Genomic DNA, 18,803 nt, shown 5'->3' on the forward strand with positions numbered 1-18,803 from the left:
ATGTGCGGCGCGGTGGTGTCTGCGTCGTGCGGTTACTCGACGGCTGGTTGCGTGTCGTTTTTGGTGTCCAGGTAATAGGCCGCCACTTCGCCCTTGATCTTCATCGTCATCGGGTTGCCGCGACGGTCGCGCGCCTTGCCGACCTGCACCTTGATCCAGCCTTCGCTCACCGAGTATTCCTCCACGTTGTCGCGTTCGACACCGTTGAAGCGCACGCCGACGCCGCGGTTGAGGGCATCGGCATTGTGAAACGGGCTGCGCGCGTCGATGGCTAGGTGATCGGGAGGGGTATCGCTCATGGGAAAGGCGTCATGGCGGCCGGGAGAGCCGTCTTCGGCCCCACAGGATACGGGCCTGCGTCGTGAAGACCAGCCCCGGCGACGCAGTTGCGTGCGTCAACCGGTTTGCTTGCGCGCCATCAGGCCTCACACTTCCGCCTTGCAATCCCTGGACGTGAGACCGTGATGCCCGACAACAGCGCCGACTACGATGAACCCGATGACCTGAGCGCCGACAACGACGACGATCCGGACACCCATCAGGGACTGGTCTGGAACTTGTTGCTGCTGATCAATCCGGGCGACGAAGAAACCGCGTTGCGCCAGTTCGATGCCTATCGCGAGAGCGCCGGCGAGACCGACGGCGATGCGTGGTTATGGGCGCTGAAGGATGCGATCGACTGGAGCTCGGGGTTCTATGTGGATGGCAGCGACAGCGAAACGCTGATCAGTGCGATCGACGAATTGGCCGCGCGTTGGAACTTGCGGATCGACTGGGGCGGTGACATCGACGACGACGACTTCCTGGCCGCCAACGATACCGCCGCGCTGCTGACGGTGGCCTACGACCGCCTGCGCGAATACGGCTACACCCTGTGGTGCTGGGATACCGGCAGCGACGACCGTGCCGGCTGGATGGCGCTGAGCCGCAACGATGAGGACATGCAGCGGCTGGCAGCGATCCTGGGCGCGGATCTGCGCCCGGGCAGCGATCCGTTCTAAGTCACTTGGGTACGACTGCCGCCCGGGCCATGGCCAGGGCGGCGTTTGCTGCGTCCGTCAGCTCTTGGCCGTCTTCACGATCGCTGGCGAGCCCACGGTGGCCCCACCCTTGTTCAAGGCGACCACGTACATCGTGTAGAACGTGTTTGGCTTGAGTCCGCCGAGCGTGTAGCGCGTGCCGCGCGACACCGCATAGGAGGTGTACGCACCGGTGGCGTTGTCCTGGGCGACGATCGCATAGCCGGTTGCCGTGTTGGTGGCGGTCCATTGCACCGTGCTGGTCGTGGCCGTCGTGCTGGCGTGCACGCCGCGCGCTTGATTCGGTGGGGGCGTGCTGCCGTCATGAACCTCCAGCAGGGAATCGAGCAGCAGCGAGGACGGCAGCATCGAGCCCAGGCCGGTGACATTGTCGTAGCCCTGGCCGGCATTGAAGCCCGCCACGCCGCCGAACAGGTTGGCATTGCCATTGCTGCCATCGAGCACGTCGTTGGTGCCCAAGGACGCCGTGCCCTGGAGATCCTCATACAGGAACGGATTGGCGAAGCCGATCCGGCCCAGTCCGACGGCCTGGTGCGCCTGATCGGCGATGGACATGAAGCTGGCCCAGATCGGTGCCGAGACGCTGGTGCCGCCCACGGTGATCCAACCGCCGTCCAACTCCGAATAGACCGCCACCGGCGTCGTGGGGCTGGCCACGGCGGCGACGTCGGGCACGTTGCGGCGCGCGGACGAGCCCTGGTTCGCTGCAGCGATCGAGACCGGCTTGCCATCGGTGCCGGCGATCAGCTGATAGTCCGGTAGCGGCCAGTAGCTGCTGATGCCGCCCCCGGTGGCGCCGAGGCCCGCGCCAAGCAGGTTCCAGGCCTCTTCGCCCCCGTAGCCGCCGGTACGCTCGGTAAACAAGGTCGTGCCGCCGACCGAGGTCACCAGCGGCTGGCTACCGGGATCTTCGACATGCAGGCCGCTGCCGCTGCGCCCATAGGCGCCCTGATCGCCCGAACTGACATACACCCCCTGGCCTTGCGCCACCATCTGCGTCAGCACCTGGCCTTCTGCGGCCAGCGCAGCGTCGCCCATGAATTCCTCGTCGATCCCATAGGAGATGCTGACCGTCTGCGCAGTGTTGTCGTCGGCCATGGCACCTAACGAGGCCAGCAGCGCGACCGGGAACGGATCGTCGCCTTCCTCGTAGACCTGGATCTGGCGCAATTGCGGGTTCACGGCGATCGCCATGTCGATGTCCAGCGCCGCCTCACCGGCCACGCCGGAACTGTTGACTGCGCCGGCATAGCCGTTGACGTTGCGTACCTTCACCGGCACGTTCGGTAAGCCAAACTGTTTGACGTAGGCGGCGATGTCGCTGGACAGGAAGCCGCCTTGCTCGAACAGCGCCAGCGTTTCCAGCTTGCCTGGGCCTAGCTGCTCGGGAATGGCATAGGCACGGCGCAAGTCTTGCGGGCTCAGGGCGCCGTTGGGGCCGTGGCCGGTAGCCTGGGTGGCGTCCGGCCGGCCGCGGCGGGCGCCGTCGTTGGCAATCGCGGCGCGTGCCGCCGGATTGGTGGGTGCGCGGATGGCCAGGGGTGCGAAGCGGACGGCGTCGTGCAGGCCGACGATGCCGCCGACATGACCGGCCAGTGCGCTGGGTAATTGCGGCTGTCGATCAGCCGAAAAGAACGTCTTGCCATCGCTGCGTTGGTAGCGATTGAACGCCACGCCCAGATGCTGTGCGAACGTGGCCGCCGGTGCCTTCAAGGTAATCAGCGAGCCCGCGCCGCCGACACTGCTGACCTGGATGCCATGCGCCTGCGCAAAGGCCTTGATCGCGGCGACGTCGTCCTCGCGCGCACCGAAGCGGGCGGTGAATTGCGCCGGTGTCAGATAGTGGCCATAGAGCGCATCGCCTGGATGCGAAACATGCATTGCATCGTCTTAGGCGCCTGCGCCGTCCTTCAACGGTACGGTCATCACCAGGCTGATCGCGGTGCTGGGTGCCAGCGCACCGAGTTTGCGCGCGCTGCGCAACTGCGCAGGCACATGGGCGAGCGGGGCGGCCGTCTGAAGCGTGGCCGGCGCGGCCGATGGTGCGGCAATGGCCGGTGCGGCGACACCGGCAAGAACGGCGAGGCCGGCCAGATGCAACGGCACGCGATGAAATCCAGAACGCTTCTGCATAGCGAAATCCTCGGTTTCGGATGAGAACAACGTTGCCGAACGGCAGGCATGGCGCGATCTGCTCCACGCCCGCCGTGCTGGAGCGATGCCGGCTAGATCACTGCCGGGCCATCAAGGACACATTGCTGAAACCACCGTCTCCGCCGACCAGCTTGATGAAGTAGGTGCCGGCCTGTGGCGACGGCAGTCGCACGGTCTGCGCATTGCCGGCACGGACCGAACGCAGGTCGTAGCTGCTGGTGGTGGGCTCGGCGCCGAACTTCACGTACAGGGCGACATTGCCGCCGCCGCCGTAGGAGAGCACGTTCAACGGCGTCCCCGCGGTGGCGGTGAAGCTATACAGACGCTCCTCGTCGACGCCGGCAGTTTGCGCGGTGAGCGGCGTGCGGTTGCTCAGTGCGGTGGTCACCGGCTTGCAACTGCTGCCGCTGCAACTGGTGCGGACATAGTCCATCGCTGCCGTTGCATCGACGATGCCGCTGCCAATCGGGGTCGCTGCCGGCGGTGGCACCGGAAACGCGCGCGCGGTCTGCTTCAAGACCGCCTGCAGTTGCGATGGGCTCAGCGGTGTCTTGCCAGCGCTCGCCAACGCGCTTTGCACCAATGCAGCCACGGCCGCGACGTGCGGCGTGGCCATCGAGGTTCCGGCATAGCCGCGATAGTTGTACTCGCCCGACGTCGGCGTGGTCTTGCCGCTATAAGCGGTCGACAACACCAGTCCGTCCCAACCGCCGTTGCCCGTGTCCTCCTTCTCGCCACCACCTGGTCCCGCCACGTCGACGACTGATCCGAAGTTGGAGTAGTACGCAATGCCACCTGTGATGCGGGTTGCACCCACGGTGATCACGTTGCTGCAGCTGGCCGGGCTGGATTGCGCCGCATCGAGGGAATCATTGCCGGCGGCCACCACGACCGTGGTGCCGTTGGCGACGGCCGTATTGATCGCTTGCTGCGTGTTGCTGTCGCAACTGCCCGGGCCCCCCAGGCTCAGGCTGATCACTTCGGCTGGATGGGTATTGTCCGGCACGCCATCGACGTGTCCGCCCGAGGCCCACACGATCGCATCGGCGATATCCGAGTTCATGCCGCCGCATTGGCCGAGCACGCGGATCGGCAGGATCTGGGCGTCGTGTGCGGCGCCAACGCCGCCAATGCCGTTGTTGGTCAGTTCGCCGATCGTGCCGGCCGTGTGGGTGCCGTGCCAGGAGCTATCGCGCGCACTTTGCGCACAGGGGTTGTCGTCGGCTATCCAATCGCCATAGTCGAGCGCGCCGGGCACCCGATCGTCGGTGGCGCGACGGGACACGATGGCATTGGTGATGAAGTCGTAGCCCTGCAGGACGTGGTCGTTGTTTTTCAGATCCGGATGGTCGGGCAGGATGCCGGTATCGATCACGGCCACCACCACGCCGCTGCCGGTGGAGGTCTCCCAGGCCTTGGGCGCGCGGATCCCGCCCGTGCTGTCCTGCATATGCCATTGATACTGGGTGTAGAGCTTGTCGTTGGGCACTGCCGGATCGGTGGCCTGCGCCGTTGCACGCGTCTGTGCCGGCAGTGCGGCCGACCCGACCCGGTCGAGTACCGGCTGCATCATCCGATCGAATTGCGCGTATTCGACGGCCGGATCGGCACGCAGTTCGGTCAGTAGCTTGGTCTGCTCGGCAGCAGTCAGGTGGCCGGTCAGGCGCAGCACGCTGGCGCCGGTGCCGGTGGTGCGCAGGACGCGCGCGGCCATCGGCGCGCTACGGGCGGCGTTACTGCTGAGCGGCAGCACGTTGGCGCGGCGTGCGGCCGACGACAGGATGGACTCGCGCAGCGCGTTGGAGCCGATGGTCGGTTTGTACTTGACGATGAGGCGGCCGGCCGCGGGGGAGCCGGCAGGCGCCGGGCTGTCGACCAGGCCACGTTGTTCCAGCAGATCGTTGGCTGCATGCAGCTGAAAGGGGGCGGTGGCGAGCAGGGCGCTCAGCAACAGCGTCCGGAGCGGTGGAGAGGCAGTGTTCATGGGCGCAATTCCAAGAAGAAAGGGGATGGCGGTGCGTGCGGACAGGCTCACAAGTCCACACCGAAGCCCAGACCGGCGGAGGAGTCGCTGCCGCTGAAGGCGCCACCCAGGCTGAAGGAGCCGCGCTCGCCGATCTTGCGGGCATAGCCGATCGACAGCGCACGCTCGCTGCTCTGGAAGCCTGCTCCGACGGAGATGCGTCCACGTTCGCTCTGCGTGCCGGCCGCATTGCTGGCCATGTTGAGCATCGCCGCGCTCATCGCGCCGAGGCGGTCGATGCGGCGATCCATGTTCTGGAAGCGGCGCATGCTGTCGTCGTGCAGCTGGCTGAAACTGTCGCTCAGGGCCGAGACGCGGCTGTCGGTATAACTATTGGCCGAACTCAACGTACGTGCGTCGCCCGAAGAGACCTGGGCGACGTTGGCCGCGTCGGTATCGGAACGGCCGGCGGCTACGTTGATGATCTGCCGCTCGGCGCCGGCGCTGCCCACCGAGACCGTGTTGGCGCGGTCGGCAACCGACCCCTGACCCAATGCGACGGCACCTTGTGCAGTGGCACGTGCGCCCTGGCCGATCGCAGTGCCGGAAGCAGCGGTGACCTGCGCGCCCTCGCCCATCGCCACCGCATTGGTCGCCACCGCGGCGATCTGCGTGTTGGCGCCGACCGCCGTGCTGCCATCGGCGTTGACGCGCGCATTGCTGCCGATCGCGGTGTCGTTGGGGCCGTGCGCGTAGGCGCTGCCACCGATCGCCGTGCCGGTGACATCGTTGGCCACCGCCGCGGAGCCCATCGCCGTGGACGTGCTTGCCGCCGTGCCGGCGCTGGCGGCCGCCGGCGTCGGCGTCGGCGTGCCTTGCGGCCCGCCATTGCTACGTTCGGTCGTTGCAACCGCAGAGGTTGCCGCTGTCATCACTGCCGGCATGCCGGCACTGCGCAACGCGGCTGTCCGCAACAGCGGCGTGCCACCCATGCGTCCATCCAGCGCGCTGACCTTGCTGTCCAGCGCGGTCAGTGCGGCACCGACATTGGTGTAGCTGGCACCCTGGATCACGTAGCTCGGCGCAACGAATACGCCTTGTGCGCCGATGGCCGCGCCACCGCCCAGGAAACTGGCGGCATTGCTCAGCGACTGGAACAACTGTCCGCCGGTGATTGCCTCGCTACTGCCGTCGGCGATCGCGCCGGCGCCCAAATTGACGATGCGCCGCGTCGCCGGACCACCACGACCGTTGCCGCTGCCCACTGAGACCGTATTGGCCTCGTAGGTACGCGACCCCGAACCCAGCGCCACCGAATCGGCTCCGCTGGCACCGGCATTGGCACCCAAGGCCACGCCGTTGACGCCGCTCTGGCGCACGAAGCTGTTGTAGCCCAGCGACAGCGCGTTCTCGCCGGTGGCCTTGGTCTGCCGCCCCATCGCCGTGCTGTTCACGCCGCTGGCGCTGCTGTCCACGCCCAGTGCGCTGGCGCCGGTGGCGCTGGCACGACTGCCTGCCGCCACCGCCACGCTGCGCGCTCCGCTGGCCGAAGCGCCGGCACCGGCCGCCGTGCTGCGTTCGCCGATCGCGCTGGCAGTGCCCTCGCCGTTGGCCTGCAACATGCCGCTGGTGGACTGCACATCGGCCGCCAATGCATCGAGCTGGCCCTTGTTGACCGCATCGGTGGCTTCGGTGCCGGCCGCTACGCTGGTGATCTGCCGTGTCAGCCCGGATGCCACATCGCCCACCGCCACGCTGTAGCTGCGGGTTGCGTGCGAGAAGGCGCCCAGCGCCACCGCGCTGACCGGAGCGCGATTCCAGGCATCGTCCACCCAGTTGCCGACCTTGGCGCCATAGCCGATCGAGGTGGCATCGACGCCGTCTGTGCGGGTGGCTGCACCCAGCGCGGTGCTGTTGGGGTTGTACCAGGAGCTGACGGCGCCCGAGCCCAGGACCACGCTGTTGGCGGTCAAGGCCCAGCTGTTGTGACCCACGGCGATCCCGTCCTGGTCCGATGCCAAGGCATAGGCGCCCAACGAGACCGTGTTGGGGGCGAACGAACCGGCGCTATGGCCGATCGCCACGGAATCGGTGTTGCCCGGCAGATTGGGGAACACGTTGGCGTTGTAGCCGATGGCGATCGCGTAGTTGGATTGCGTTTCCGCACCTGCGCCCAGGGCGATCGAACCGACGCCGGTGGCCGCAGTGATGCCACTGCTGTTGCCGGCTGCCGCTGCGGCAGTGCTGACGCCGCCGATGGCAACGCTGTCGACCCCGCTGGCCAGGGACGTGTTGCCGATCGCCACGCTACTGGCGGCGGTGGCACGTGCGAAGTAGCCGTTGGCAGTGGACAGATAGCCCGAGGCCACCGCCAAGCCGCCAACAGCAGTCGCGCCGTCTTCGAACGCGCGGGCGCGGTAGCCCAGCGCCGTGCTTTGCACGTTGCGCGCTTCGCTGCCGCTGCCCACTGCAGTGGCCAGCGCCGCGGTGGCCTTGGCGCCGCCACCCAGCGCCACCGCGCCGAACCCGCTGGCCTCGGTGGAATCCTGGTGACTGCCGATGATCTCGCCAGCCTCGTTGTAGTCGAACACCTCGGTCGTGCCGCCGATGGCGATGGCCGATTCGCCGCTCGCTGAAGCTGCATAGCCGGTGGCGATGGCGTTCTTGGCCGTCACCGTGGCACCGGCACCCAGTGCAATGCCGCCTTCGCCGAGCGCATTGCTGGCCTCGCCGATGGCCACCGCATAAGGCTCGCCGGCGAACGCGCCGACGTCTTCGGACGGTTCGCTGCCACCGACGATCTGTAGATGCTTGCCGATATCGTCGGCCGTGTCTGCTGGCGCCGTAGAGTCGTCCTGCACCGTGTTGTCGGTGGTGCTTGCCTGGCCGTTCGGGCTTGTCGCCTCTGGCGCCGGGGTGGCGGCGTGTGCAGTCGCGAGACGACTGGCCAGAAACAGGACGGTGACGATGGCGCGCGTGAGCGACCGCCGCGGTGGTGGTGCGATGCAGGCAGTGCTATCAGCGGGGCGGGAAGGGGCGAGGCGGGCGCGGTGCTGGCCCGGTACATGGTCAGGCAGAAGGCTCATCGGTGTCCCCAGGACGTGGTGGGCGGAGCGACTGGCGCAGACCAAACTCCAAGGCATCCCCTGTCGATGCGGAGTTCTGTCGGCGTGCGCGAAGTGCGTCAAAAATTTGTCACGCTACCTGGGGGCTGTCACCAAACGACGATTGCATCCACTCACCACCGATGTGAGCATCCGAAGTTATCGAGGTCGCCGGTTGCCAGTTCTGTGAAATTCATCCACGTTTTGCGCTGTTTGCAGCCACCGACGTCTGCCAGTGCCAGCGACCAGCGGCATGCGGCGTTCCTGCAAGTGCTGCTGGCGGCGATCGTGCTCTATACCGCCGGCGACATCGGCCTGTTTCTCTACGTGGCTGGCGCGGCGCGCTTGCTGAGCCACACGGACCTGTTGTGTGCCCTGGTGGGTAGCGTGCTCACTGCGGCAGGCGCGGCGATGGGGGTGTGGCGCGTGCGGCGCGGCGACACTGCAGGAGCGGTGCGGACCTACGTGGCCGCGACGTTGATCGGCGTGTTGGTCACCTATGTGCGGGTGGACATTTACGACCTGCTGACCAACCCCATGCCCTTGCTGGCGCTGGTGCTCGCCGGCATGGTGCTGGGCAGTCGCGCACTCTGGCGGGTGTTCCTGTTGCTGGCGGCCGCTGCGTTGCTGGGCATGCTCGCACAGGTGATCTGGCCGGTGCCCTGGCGCTCGGTGCGCGGCAACATCGGCTTAGGCCTGGTGACCGTCGGCGCCTATCTGCTGATCACCCTGATCCTGGATCGCACCATCGCCGCATTGCGCGACAGCCTGCTTGAATCAGAGCAACGCCGATGCGAACTGGAGCAGCTCAATCGCCGTCTGCTGCAGGAAATGGCCGAACGCGAACGCGTGCAGGAGCAGCTGATCCACACCCAGAAAATGGAGGCGCTCGGGCGTCTGGCAGCTGGCGTCGCGCACGATTTCGATAACCTGATCAACGTGATCATCGGCTATGCGCGACGGCGCGATGCGCTGGAGGGCTACGGCGAAGCGCCACTGCTCAAGACGCTGGAAAACATCGAGACCGCCTCGCGGCGTGCGTTGACTGTCAGCCGGCGCATCCTCAACTTCGGCCGCGCCGAGCCCGGCCTGCCGACCCTGTTCGATGCCCGCGTCGCACTGCGCGATGCCGAACCCACATTGCGGCAGTTATTCGGGCACGAGATCCGGCTGGAGTGCCTCGCCGCCGGGCCGCCGCTGTGGGTCCTGATGGATCGCGATGATCTCGAATTGGTGCTGCTCAACATTGCCGCCAACGCACGCGATGCAATGGAAGGGCAGGGCGTGTTCCGCATCGAGGGCGAGTTGCGCGAGGCCACGGTGTGCTTGCGCTTCTGCGATACCGGTCCGGGCATTGCACCGCATCTGCTGGCGCGCATCCTTGAGCCGTTCTACACCACCAAGCCGGTCGGCAAAGGCACCGGGCTGGGCCTGTCGGTGGTGCAAGGCATCATCGCCGCGGCCGGTGGCCAGGTGACGGCGAGCAATGGGCCGCAAGGCGGGGCGTGTCTGTGCCTGCAATTGCCGCTGGCGGCAGCGCCGCCTCAGTCGGCCAGCAGGTAGCCCATGCCGCGCGAGGACAGCAGCGGCAGTGCCGGTGTCTGATCGCTGGCGATGCGTGCGGCCTTGCGCCGCAGACGATGGATCAGCATTTCCAGCCGGTGCAGGTCGAAGTCGCCGGCGGTGGCTTCCAATGCCGATACCAAGGTCTCGCGCTCGATCGCCTGGCCGCGCTGCGCATCCAGGCAGCGCATCAGACACCGCTCCAGGGAGGTCAGCACCATCACCGTGCCGTCCGGCGCCAACAGGCACCAGCCGTCTGATTGCAGTCGCCAGGCTTGCCTGGGCGCGGTGACGCTGATGTTGGCCGTGCGCAGACGCTGTGCCAGGTTGCGCAAGGTCAGTGCGAGGATTTCCGGATCGGCCGGTTTGCGCAGGAAGGCGTCGGCACCGCCGTGCAAGGCGCGTACGTGGTCGTTGCGACCGCGATTGCCGGTCAGCACGACGATGCCAAGCCCGGCGAACAACGAGCGCAGGTGCGTCACCACACTCAGTCCGCTTTCGTCGGGAAGGCCGAGATCGAGCACCACCAGATCGAAGGCCTGTTGCAGCATCAGCCGATACAGTTCGCCAGCGGTCCCGGCGCCGCTGACGCGAAAGCCGAACTCGCGCAACCCAGGGATGAGGATGTCCTCGCGCAACAGCGCGTCGTCTTCCAGAACGGCGACGGACAACAGAGAGACAGCATCGGTGGAAAAAGCACGGATGGACAAGACACCTCTCCCAAGCCACGTGCAATGGTGACGGGCCGACGGTGTCGTACAACACCACACGCGCGCGCGGCATGCAATGTATGTCTTTATATTGCGACGCGAGAGATTGGCGTGCCGGCAGTTCGACCGACGCGTGTGACGGGATGCCGCCTGTCAGCGTCGCAAGCGCCGCTTATGCGTGCTCGCCGCGCGCTTGCGCTCGCGCATTGGCGATCAACGCCTTGAGCAAGGCGCGGTCGGTATGGCGGGAAATGGCGATGGCGCCGAGGGCAATCGCCTCAAGGCGCAGCGGAGCGGGCACATCGTAGTGCGCCCCACTGAGTTTGTTCTGGAAGGCGCGGCGGGGAATGCCCAGCCGCGCCGCCATGGCATGTAGCTCGTCCAGCGTATCGCCCAGCAGGTGCGCCCAGCGCTGATCGCGCCACAGGTGCACCGCATCGTCGACGTAGACGGCCATCAGCCGGGTCAGGCCTTCTTGGACTTCTTCGGCTTCTTGCCGGCGCTGTCGCCCTCGGCATCGTCGCTCGCTTCAGCGTCGGCCGCACTGTCATCGGTGCCGGCAGTGTCGTCTTCGGCCGTAGCGTCGTCAGCAACGGCGTCGGTGCCGGCATCGTCAGCAGCGTCTTCTGCGTCGCCGTCTTCATCCGCATCGGCGTTTTGGAACTCGGACACCAGCTTGGTCAGGTATTCCTCGGCGGTCTGGCCTTCGTCGGCGGCCAGGTCGTCGATCATCTGCTGCAGCTGGGTCGAATATTCCAGCGAGATGGTCTTGCCTTCGGCTTCCTGCAGGTTGGCCAGGTGCTTGAGCATGGCCAGCATCGGCACCGGGTTGTCGGCGCTGCCCATGGTCTGGCCGCCGATCGACAGCATCCACTCGCTGCCACCCTGCAGACCGATCGCGGCCACGACGCGACCGTCGGCGTCCTGCAGCACGGCATGGTTGGTGACCTGGGGCGCCTGGCCCAGGCGGGCGAAGGGGCGCTTGGGCTGCTGCTTCTTGCGCTTGTCGCGCTTGGCCTTGGAATTGCGGGACACGGTGTTCTCGACGCTAGGAATGGCCGGCCATTCTAGAACGTGCGCCGCACGATGCGATGCGTCGCGGGAATTGGCGCCTGGACGAGACAGGGCCGGCAGGGGCGCACCGTCTTCACGGGCACCGACCCAAGCGTCGCCACCGGCGGGCCTGGGCCGAAACGGCAATGGGCCATGTCCCCGCTGCGTTTGCCCGGGAAATGGCAACTCGCCGCCTGCACATCCAAGCCCTCCCCCGAATTACTGCTTCTCCACCGCCGCTTCGGCAGCTTTGGCGAGCGCCGTGGCAGACGCCACCTGCGCGCTGGAAGACAGACGCGGTCCTGCCGGACGGGCAGCGGTAGGTGCGGCAGATGCCGATGCCGGAGTCGCGGCGGCGGCGACTGGCACGGCCGCTGTGGGTGTTGCCTGCTTGACCGGCGTCCCCACGGTGGCCGTGCCAGTGGCTGCAGCGCCGCTCAGATCCGGCACCTGGGTGTCGGCATCGTGCACCGATTTGCCCAGCGCCACGCCTTGCCCCGCACCGGCCAGGGCTGCGTTTTCGGCGTCCTGGGTCATCACCACGATGCTGATGCGGCGGTTGATCGGGTTCTGCGGGTCGGTCTTGTCGAACAGCACCGACGACGACAGCCCCACCACGCGCGTGACCTTCGCATCGGACATGCCGCCGCCCACCAGCGCGCGGCGGGCGGCATTGGCACGGTCGGCGCTGAGTTCCCAGTTGGTGTAGCCGGCATCGCTGCTGTAGGCAGTGATGTCGGTGTGGCCGGTGATGCTGATGTGGTTGGGCACTTGATTAATGAAGTTGGACAGCTCGTGCAGGATCGCGACCGTGTACGGCTTGAGCTGGTCGCGGCCGATGTCGAACATCGGGCGATTCTGCTTGTCCACGATCTGGATGCGCAGGCCATCCGGCGTGAGATCCAATAGCAGCTGGTCCTTGAACGGCTCCAGCGCCTGGCTCTTGTCGATGGCCTCTTTCAGGTCCTGCATCAGCGCTTCCAGGCGCTTTTTGTCCTTGCTGCGGCTGTCTTCGTTGGTGTCCGCAGCGTTGTCGCGCTTGCGGCCGATTTCGTCCTTCTGCCCCTTGGCCATGTCGGCGGTGCCGCCGAGCTTGATCATCGAGGTGCTGGCACCGCCAGGGCCGTTCATGCCAGGCGAGGGCGCGGGCGATTTACCCGACAGCGGGCTCGGGTTGCGGAAGTATTCTGAGATCGCCGCGCGCTGTTCCTTGGTGGTGGCCGCCATCAGCCACAGCACCAGGAAGAACGCCATCATCGCGGTCACGAAGTCGGCGAACGCCACCTTCCAGGCGCCGCCATGATGGCCGCCGCCTTGCACCTTCTTGACCCGTCGGATGATGACGGTGGATTTGGCCTCGGGCATGACCGCAGCCCTACTTGATCGTCTTCAGGTGCGTTTCGAAATCGCCGAAGCTCGGACGCACATTGGAGGGCAGGGTCTTGCGGGCGAATTCGAGCGCGATTTTCGGGTTGTAGCCACGCAGGCAGGCCAACAGCGCGGTCTTGACTGCTTCGTAGATGCGCCCGTCCTGCTCGGCACGCGCTTCCATCGCCGCCGACAACGGCGCCACGAAGCCATACGCCAGCAGGATGCCGAGGAAGGTGCCCACCAGTGCGGCGCCGACGTGGTGGCCAATCTCTTCGATCGGGCCGCCGATCGAGCCCATGGTGATCACGATACCGAGCACCGCCGCCACGATGCCGAAGCCAGGCAGGCCATCGGACACCTTGCTCAGCGCATGCGACGGCGCCAGGGCTTCGTGATGGTGTTTTTCCAGTTCCAGTTCGAGCAGCGGTTCCAACTCGTGCGGCTCGATGTTGCTGCCGATCATCAGGCGCAGGCAGTCGGTGATGAAATCCAGCAGGTGATGGTCGGCCACCACCTTGGGGTAGTTGCCGAAGATGGTGCTGTCCTGCGGCTTTTCGACATGGTCTTCCAGCGCCATGAAGCCGTCGCGGCGGGCCTTGTTCAACAGCTCGTAGATCAGGCTCAGGGTGTCCTTGTAGTCGTCGGACTTGTACTGCGGGCCCTTGAACACCCCCATGATGCCGCTGAACGTTTCCTTGACGATCTTGCCCGGGGTGCTGACCAGGAACGCGCCCAATGCCGCGCCACCGATGATCATCAGCTCGTACGGCTGCCACAACGCGCCCAGCTTTCCGTGCGACAGCACATAGCCGCCGAGGACACTGACGATGACGACGATGAAGCCGATGATGATGAGCATGGCGCAGCCAAAAGCAAACTGGGGTTGCTAATGGTTTCGGCTTGCGCGGCCGATTCTTGAAGCGTGCGGCGTGAAGAGGTGCCCTGTAACTGAACACTTAGCCGATTGTCGTGGCAGCCTCATGCACGCATTTGATCGCCTCGCTCCCCGCCAGCGATAGCGTCGCTTCGCCCGCATGTTCCCAGAACTGGTTGCCCCGCGCATCGGCAAAACGTGCCCCGGATGCCGCCTGGGCACTGAGCAGCATCAGCCTGCGGTCGTCGAGCGTCAGCTGTAAGGCATCGGTGGCCGAGTCGAATCGTGTGGTGATCAGGCGCTGGCCGCAACGCCAGGCCATCACGTGCGCCGGAAGTGCCGGGGCGGCAGCAGGCGCGGCATGGGCAGGCGTCTTACCGGTCCGGGGCAGCGGGCCGGTCACGCTGGCGTCCGTGCCCACGGCAGGCGGGCGGCTGTCGGTGCGCCTGGCGGTGGCTGGCTGGGTGTCTGCGGGTTTGGCCGCCTCTGCTGCCGGCGGCGGGCTGCCTGCGTTGCAGCCGGCGAGGGCGGTGGCCAGCAGGCCGGTGAGCATTCAGGGATGAGGACGTGTGCATCTGCGTACTCCTGCCTGGATGGGACCGCCGCCGTGCTGGCGATGGTTGGAATATCGAGCACTGCGCGTTACGAGCCCTGCCTCGCCTGTCGCGCAAAGCGCAGGAGGCGTTCTTCACCACCTCCCAGGCACCGCCATGGCCGTTGCCTGGCGGGCAGACGACGCCATCAGGCCGGCTGTGTCTCGGCGCCGTCGCGGTGCAGCGGGTTGGGCAATGCCTGGCCGTTTTCGGTGAAGCCCAGCGAGACCGAGTTCAAGCAGTGGCGCTCGCCGGTCGGCGGCGGGCCGTCCGGGAACACATGGCCCAGATGGCTGTCGCAGCGTGCGCAGACGATTTCGGTGCGGATCATGCCGTAGCTGGTATCGCGGATCTCGCGCACGTGCGCGGGGTCGTAAGGCGCGAAGAAGCTCGGCCAACCGGTCCCGGATTCGAATTTGGCGCTGGACCGGAACAGCGGCAGGCCGCACAACCGGCAGGTGTAGACACCGTCCAGCTTGTTGTCCAGGAACACCCCGCAGAACGGCGCCTCGGTGCCATGGTGCAGCAGCACGCGCTGTTCCTCATCGCTGAGCCCGGCGATCAAGGTATCGCGTTGGGCGGGGGAGGGAGGGGTCAGATCGAACTGGCTCATGAGGCTCTCGCATGCGCTCGCCAGCGGGGTGCCGGCGCCTGCTCCAGTGATGTGGGCATTGTCGGGGTGGTTCAACCGGTGAGGGCGATCACCATGGTGCTGCGGAGGTGGCATCGCTGTATGCATAAAACTGCTGGCGTGCGCCCTGGCAATGCGTGGTGACGTTCTTCGCATCGCAACGACTTGGCGAAAGCGTTCATCCCCCGGCCGGTCGCGCGCATTGCCCCGGCACATCCGCGCCTCCATCGACGAAGTACCCTCGAACACGCATGGTGCCTGTCATGGCGATCCATCCATCAACCCGTCGCATCCTGCTGTGCGTGCTGCTGACGATGGCCGGAGCGGCAGCGGCGCAGTCGGCCACCACCACGCGCTCAGCTACGGCCTTGCAGCCCATCACCACACCGACACCAGTGCAGCCTACGGTGACGCCGCCGCGCGCGCTGCAGCCGGCGCCTTCCGCCGCACCCGTGCCCTCGCAGCTTGGTCAGCGCCCGGTCGCGCCGACCATTCCGACGCGCGGGCCGGCACAGACTCCTGTCGCGCCTGCCGGCAGCCAGGTGGCGCCGACGAAGCCGATGGTTTACGACCGTAATGGCCGCTTGCTGCAGGGCATGCAGCCGGCCGGCGCCAATCGGGTGCTGGATACCAAAACCGGCCGCTACTACGACGCGGTACCGGCGGGCGATGGCATGCGCCTGGTGCGCTGATCGCGGCGCTGCGGTCTGTTGTCCCCAATCCCCGCTTCAGTCGGCGATCGGCAACGCCAGTGTCTCCTTGACCTCTTCCATCACGATGTAGCTCTTGGATTCGCGCACATGCGGCATGGTCAGCAAGGTGCTGCCGAGCAACTTGCGGTACGAGGCCATCTCGCTGATGCGTGCCTTGAGCAGGTAGTCGAAATCGCCGGAGACCAGATGGCACTCCAGCACGTTGGGCAGCTTCAGCGCGGCGCGGCGGAATTCTTCGAAGATGTCGCCCGATTTGTACGCCAGGCTGATCTCGACGAAGACCAGCAGGCTGGCTTTGAGATAGTGCGGGTCCAGCCGCGCGTAGTAGCCGGTGATGGCGCCATCGCGCTCCAGCCGGCGCACACGCTCGGTGCAGGGGGTGGTCGACAGGCCGACCCGCTCGCCCAGTTCGGTAAACGAAATCCGCCCCTCCTGCTGCAGGATGCGCAGAATCTTGCGGTCGATCTTGTCCAGCTCGCGGGGGCGGGTGGTCATGGGGTTTGTCTCGGCAAGGTTTGGCAGGAAGTTTCACTGCAAAAGCCCGTCGATTCCAGAAATGGCACTGCCTGGCTCGCAATATACTGCGTCTAACCATCCCCATCAGCGCGTGGTTGTGGGGGAATGCCCTTTTCAGGAGAACGACATGCGTGTGCTCATTCTCGGCAGCGGCGTCATCGGCGTGACCAGTGCGTGGTACCTGGCGCAGGCCGGTTGCGAAGTGACCGTGGTCGACCGCCAGCCGGCCGCCGCGCTGGAGACCAGCTACGCCAACGCCGGCCAGCTGTCGTTCGGCTATACCTCCCCCTGGGCCGCGCCCGGAGTGCCCGGCAAGGCGGTGAAGTGGCTGTTCGAGCAGCATGCACCGCTGTCGATCCGCCCCACCCGCGACCTGCGTCAGCTGGCGTGGCTGAGCCAGATGCTGCGCAACTGCACCGCCGAGCGCTATGCGGTGAACAAGGCGCGCATGGTGCGCATGTCCGACTACAGCCGCGATTGCCTCAATGCATTGCGTGCCGAGACCGGTATCGAATTCGAAGGCCGCCAGCTCGGCACCACGCAGCTGTTCCGCACCCAGCAGCAGCTCGATGCGGCGGCGCAGGATATCGACGTGCTGGCCCAATACGGCGTGCCGTACGAGCTGCTGAGCCCGGCGCAGATTGCGCAATTCGAGCCCGGCTTGGCTGGCGGCGGCGCGCAGATGGCCGGCGCGCTGCGTCTGCCCGAAGACCAGACCGGCGACTGCCGGCTGTTCACTCAGCGTCTGGCCGAACTGGCCGCGCAGGCGGGCGTCAGGTTCCGCTACGGGCAACAGATCGAGCGGCTGGAGCATGCTGGCGGCCAGGTCACCGGCGTGCAGATCGATGGCCGCATCGAGACCGCCGACCGCTACGTGCTGGCGCTGGGCAGTTATTCAGCCGACCTGCTGCTCTCGCTCGGCCTGCATCTGCCGGTCTACCCGCTCAAGGGCTACTCGCTCACCATCCCGATCGTCGATGCGCAGCGCGCGCCGACCTCCACGGTGCTGGACGAGAGTTACAAGATCGCGCTCACCCGTTTCGACGACCGCATCCGCGTCGGCGGCATGGCCGAGGTGGCCGGCTTCGACATGTCGTTGAATCCGCGTCGTCGCGCCACCCTGGAAATGGTGGTCAACGACCTGTTCCCAGGCGGCGGTGATCTGGCCCAGGCCGAGTTCTGGACCGGCCTGCGTCCGGCCACCCCGGATGGCACGCCGGTCGTCGGCGCTACGCCGTATTCCAACCTGTTCCTCAACACCGGCCACGGCACGCTGGGCTGGACCATGGCCTGCGGCTCCGGACGCTACCTGGCCGACCTGATGCAAGGCCGCACGCCCGAGATCGATACCGACGGGCTGGACGTGTTCCGGTACCTGTCGCCACGCGGTGCGCGTCCGCAGCGGGAGGCCGCGTAGTGCGTCCTGCGCAAGCGTCGATCGATCTGGAGGCGTTGCGCCACAACTACCGCCTGGCCAAGCGGCTGGGCGGCAGCAAGGCGCTGGCGGTGGTCAAGGCCGACGCCTATGGGCACGGCGCGGTGCGCTGTGCGCAGGCCTTGGAACCAGAGGCGGACGGCTTTGCGGTGGCCTGCATCGAAGAGGCGCTGGAACTGCGCCAGGCCGGCATCCGCGCGCCGATCCTGCTGCTGGAAGGTTTCTTCGAACACGACGAATTACGCCTGATCGCCGAACACGATCTGTGGACGGTGGCAGCCACACCGCAGCAGGTGCGCGCGCTGGCCCAATTCCAGAGCCCGCGGCCGTTGCGGGTGTGGTTGAAGATGGACAGCGGCATGCATCGGCTGGGCCTGTCGCCAGAAGATTTCCGCGCCGCATGGTTGCGCCTGCGCGGGTTGCCGCAGATCGCCTCGCTGGTGCTGATGACCCATCTGGCGCGTGCCGACGAATTGGACTGCAGCCGCACCGATGAACAGGCCGTGGCCTTTGCGCTGACCGCCGGCGGCATGCGCGCGGAAACCAGCCTGCGCAATTCGCCTGGCCTGCTCGGCTGGCCAGCGCTGCGCAACGACTGGTCGCGCCCGGGGCTAATGGTGTACGGCGCCAACCCGTTCGTGCAGGACACCGAGAACACTGCGCAATTGCGCCCGGTGATGACGCTGCGCTCGCGCATCATTTCGGTCCGCGACCTGCCGATCGGCGAGCCGGTGGGGTATGGCGCCCGCTTTGTCGCCGAACGACCGACGCGCGTGGGCGTGGTGGCGATGGGCTATGCCGACGGCTACCCGCAGTTCGCGCCGAATGGCACCCCGGTGCTGGTGGATGGCCAGGTCTGCCCGCTGATCGGTCGCGTCTCGATGGACATGCTCACCGTGGACCTCACCGATCACCCGCAGGCCGACATCGGCACGCCGGTACAACTGTGGGGCGATGCCCCGCAAGTCAGCCCGCTGGCCGCGCAATGCAATGTCAGCGCATATCAGTTGCTGTGCGGACTCAAGCGGGTGCCGCGGGTGTATGTGGGCGAATTTGCAGCAGTTTGAACGATCTGCAGCAGTT

At 66.6% G+C, this 18,803-nt stretch carries 18 protein-coding genes; 5 read left to right on the forward strand and 13 right to left on the reverse strand.

Going from position 1 to position 18,803, the window contains the following annotated elements; translation table 11 throughout:
- Positions 1-32 precede the first annotated feature (32 nt).
- Positions 33-299, reverse strand: a complete 267-nt coding sequence (locus tag M0D43_RS14390; protein ID WP_101362227.1) for a DUF3297 family protein — start codon at positions 297-299, stop codon at positions 33-35.
- Positions 300-464: 165 nt separating this feature from the next.
- Between M0D43_RS14390 and M0D43_RS14395 the strand changes: the two genes are divergently transcribed.
- Positions 465-1,001, forward strand: coding sequence for a DUF6630 family protein (locus M0D43_RS14395; protein WP_029217742.1), 537 nt, complete (start codon positions 465-467; stop codon positions 999-1,001).
- 57 nt (positions 1,002-1,058) lie between these two features.
- Here M0D43_RS14395 and M0D43_RS14400 read toward each other — a convergent pair whose 3' ends face one another.
- The 4 genes from M0D43_RS14400 to M0D43_RS14415 form a co-directional block, all read right to left on the reverse strand.
- Positions 1,059-2,921, reverse strand: coding sequence for a protease pro-enzyme activation domain-containing protein (locus tag M0D43_RS14400; RefSeq protein ID WP_260807294.1), 1,863 nt, complete (start codon positions 2,919-2,921; stop codon positions 1,059-1,061).
- A 9-nt stretch (positions 2,922-2,930) separates the two neighbouring features.
- Entirely contained in the window at positions 2,931-3,173 is a 243-nt protein-coding gene (locus M0D43_RS14405; RefSeq protein ID WP_260807295.1) for a hypothetical protein, read from the reverse strand.
- A 97-nt stretch (positions 3,174-3,270) separates the two neighbouring features.
- Positions 3,271-5,178: a S8 family peptidase gene (locus M0D43_RS14410; protein ID WP_260807296.1), complete on the reverse strand. Its 1,908-nt coding sequence runs from the start codon at positions 5,176-5,178 to the stop codon at positions 3,271-3,273.
- 47 nt (positions 5,179-5,225) lie between these two features.
- Complete coding sequence (locus tag M0D43_RS14415) at positions 5,226-8,243, reverse strand: adhesin (RefSeq protein ID WP_260807297.1); 3,018 nt, start codon at positions 8,241-8,243, stop codon at positions 5,226-5,228.
- Positions 8,244-8,447: 204 nt separating this feature from the next.
- On the opposite strand from M0D43_RS14415, the gene M0D43_RS14420 reads away from it, so the two are divergent.
- The gene (locus tag M0D43_RS14420) at positions 8,448-9,824 is read left to right on the forward strand and encodes a sensor histidine kinase (RefSeq protein WP_252161947.1); all 1,377 of its coding nucleotides are present in this window, start codon (positions 8,448-8,450) and stop codon (positions 9,822-9,824) included.
- Here the strand turns inward: M0D43_RS14420 and M0D43_RS14425 are convergent.
- From M0D43_RS14425 to msrB, 7 genes are all read right to left on the reverse strand, one after another.
- Entirely contained in the window at positions 9,806-10,495 is a 690-nt protein-coding gene (locus tag M0D43_RS14425) for a response regulator transcription factor (RefSeq protein WP_313905080.1), read from the reverse strand. The genes M0D43_RS14420 and M0D43_RS14425 overlap by 19 nt on opposite strands.
- A gap of 211 nt (positions 10,496-10,706) precedes the next feature.
- On the reverse strand, positions 10,707-10,991 hold the full coding sequence (locus M0D43_RS14430; RefSeq protein ID WP_010372155.1) for a DUF4031 domain-containing protein: 285 nt from the start codon (positions 10,989-10,991) through the stop codon (positions 10,707-10,709).
- 8 nt (positions 10,992-10,999) lie between these two features.
- Positions 11,000-11,569 (reverse strand): hypothetical protein, encoded by a 570-nt coding sequence (locus tag M0D43_RS14435; RefSeq protein WP_252161949.1) that lies wholly within the window; start codon positions 11,567-11,569, stop codon positions 11,000-11,002.
- A gap of 237 nt (positions 11,570-11,806) precedes the next feature.
- Positions 11,807-12,952, reverse strand: coding sequence for a flagellar motor protein MotB (gene motB / locus M0D43_RS14440; RefSeq protein ID WP_252161950.1), 1,146 nt, complete (start codon positions 12,950-12,952; stop codon positions 11,807-11,809).
- Positions 12,953-12,962: 10 nt separating this feature from the next.
- Positions 12,963-13,817 (reverse strand): flagellar motor stator protein MotA, encoded by an 855-nt coding sequence (motA, locus tag M0D43_RS14445; protein ID WP_252161951.1) that lies wholly within the window; start codon positions 13,815-13,817, stop codon positions 12,963-12,965.
- A gap of 97 nt (positions 13,818-13,914) precedes the next feature.
- On the reverse strand, positions 13,915-14,385 hold the full coding sequence (locus M0D43_RS14450) for an MliC family protein (protein ID WP_252161952.1): 471 nt from the start codon (positions 14,383-14,385) through the stop codon (positions 13,915-13,917).
- A gap of 188 nt (positions 14,386-14,573) precedes the next feature.
- Positions 14,574-15,038 carry a peptide-methionine (R)-S-oxide reductase MsrB gene (gene msrB, locus M0D43_RS14455; protein ID WP_252161953.1) on the reverse strand — a complete coding sequence of 155 codons (465 nt, stop codon included), beginning with the start codon at positions 15,036-15,038 and terminating at the stop codon, positions 14,574-14,576.
- A 281-nt stretch (positions 15,039-15,319) separates the two neighbouring features.
- Between msrB and M0D43_RS14460 the strand changes: the two genes are divergently transcribed.
- Positions 15,320-15,748, forward strand: coding sequence for a hypothetical protein (locus M0D43_RS14460; protein ID WP_252161954.1), 429 nt, complete (start codon positions 15,320-15,322; stop codon positions 15,746-15,748).
- 36 nt (positions 15,749-15,784) lie between these two features.
- Here the strand turns inward: M0D43_RS14460 and M0D43_RS14465 are convergent, their stop codons facing one another.
- Positions 15,785-16,264 (reverse strand): Lrp/AsnC ligand binding domain-containing protein, encoded by a 480-nt coding sequence (locus tag M0D43_RS14465; protein ID WP_252161955.1) that lies wholly within the window; start codon positions 16,262-16,264, stop codon positions 15,785-15,787.
- 148 nt (positions 16,265-16,412) lie between these two features.
- Between M0D43_RS14465 and M0D43_RS14470 the strand changes: the two genes are divergently transcribed.
- Together M0D43_RS14470 and alr are read left to right on the forward strand one after the other, a co-directional pair.
- Positions 16,413-17,702 (forward strand): D-amino acid dehydrogenase, encoded by a 1,290-nt coding sequence (locus M0D43_RS14470; RefSeq protein WP_252161956.1) that lies wholly within the window; start codon positions 16,413-16,415, stop codon positions 17,700-17,702.
- A complete protein-coding gene (alr, locus tag M0D43_RS14475) occupies positions 17,702-18,787 on the forward strand; it encodes an alanine racemase (protein ID WP_252161957.1) in 1,086 nt (361 codons plus the stop codon). The genes M0D43_RS14470 and alr overlap by 1 nt, the downstream gene beginning before the upstream one ends.
- The last annotated feature ends 16 nt before the right edge of the window (positions 18,788-18,803 follow it).

The sequence above is a fragment of the Xanthomonas prunicola genome (genome assembly GCF_025266575.1).
GTDB classification, from domain to species: domain Bacteria; phylum Pseudomonadota; class Gammaproteobacteria; order Xanthomonadales; family Xanthomonadaceae; genus Xanthomonas; species Xanthomonas prunicola.

Coding starts and splice junctions, on each gene's coding strand:
- M0D43_RS14390 (WP_101362227.1), bottom strand. CDS start 299: ATGAGCGATACCCCTCCCGATCACCTAGCCATCGACGCGCGCAGCCCG.
- M0D43_RS14395 (WP_029217742.1), top strand. CDS start 465: ATGCCCGACAACAGCGCCGACTACGATGAACCCGATGACCTGAGCGCC.
- M0D43_RS14400 (WP_260807294.1), bottom strand. CDS start 2,921: ATGCATGTTTCGCATCCAGGCGATGCGCTCTATGGCCACTATCTGACA.
- M0D43_RS14405 (WP_260807295.1), bottom strand. CDS start 3,173: ATGCAGAAGCGTTCTGGATTTCATCGCGTGCCGTTGCATCTGGCCGGC.
- M0D43_RS14410 (WP_260807296.1), bottom strand. CDS start 5,178: ATGAACACTGCCTCTCCACCGCTCCGGACGCTGTTGCTGAGCGCCCTG.
- M0D43_RS14415 (WP_260807297.1), bottom strand. CDS start 8,243: ATGAGCCTTCTGCCTGACCATGTACCGGGCCAGCACCGCGCCCGCCTC.
- M0D43_RS14430 (WP_010372155.1), bottom strand. CDS start 10,991: ATGGCCGTCTACGTCGACGATGCGGTGCACCTGTGGCGCGATCAGCGC.
- motB (WP_252161950.1), bottom strand. CDS start 12,952: ATGCCCGAGGCCAAATCCACCGTCATCATCCGACGGGTCAAGAAGGTG.
- motA (WP_252161951.1), bottom strand. CDS start 13,817: ATGCTCATCATCATCGGCTTCATCGTCGTCATCGTCAGTGTCCTCGGC.
- M0D43_RS14450 (WP_252161952.1), bottom strand. CDS start 14,385: ATGCTCACCGGCCTGCTGGCCACCGCCCTCGCCGGCTGCAACGCAGGC.
- msrB (WP_252161953.1), bottom strand. CDS start 15,038: ATGAGCCAGTTCGATCTGACCCCTCCCTCCCCCGCCCAACGCGATACC.
- M0D43_RS14460 (WP_252161954.1), top strand. CDS start 15,320: ATGGCGATCCATCCATCAACCCGTCGCATCCTGCTGTGCGTGCTGCTG.
- M0D43_RS14465 (WP_252161955.1), bottom strand. CDS start 16,264: ATGACCACCCGCCCCCGCGAGCTGGACAAGATCGACCGCAAGATTCTG.
- M0D43_RS14470 (WP_252161956.1), top strand. CDS start 16,413: ATGCGTGTGCTCATTCTCGGCAGCGGCGTCATCGGCGTGACCAGTGCG.